Origin of the sequence: Hungatella sp. SL.1.14, from assembly GCF_024460495.1 — a bacterium.
Taxonomy (GTDB): Bacteria; Bacillota; Clostridia; order Lachnospirales; family Lachnospiraceae; genus Hungatella; species Hungatella hathewayi.
Genome location: NZ_JANFYJ010000556.1, coordinates 1 through 286, shown reverse-complemented (window position 1 = coordinate 286; position 286 = coordinate 1). Strand labels below are relative to the sequence as shown.

General features: G+C 46.2%; 1 pseudogene. It reads right to left on the bottom strand.

Annotated features, from left to right (window positions below):
- Window positions 1-286 (bottom strand): annotated as a pseudogene (locus tag NE473_RS32285) (FAD-dependent oxidoreductase); the annotation flags it as partial.

Below are 286 nucleotides of genomic sequence, written 5' to 3'. Positions count from 1 at the left end.
AATCGATGTGGTGTTCAGACCCTTCCTCTTTTTCTATTATTGCCTGCTTATTCTCATTAAAGGAAAATGATTTTACATTCATACAATCTACGCCGGTAACACTGTCTGTACCGGTAATCCGCTCGAAGGTCTGTGCCGGATGAACGAAGATCCCCTCCTCCTGAGCTTGTTCAATCTCTTCATCGTCCGCTGTCATAACGTCTCTTGCTTCCAGACAGGCAAGATGAATCTCATGTGCGCCAAGGCGTTTTGCTGTTCTCGCACAGTCAAAAGCAACATTTCCGCC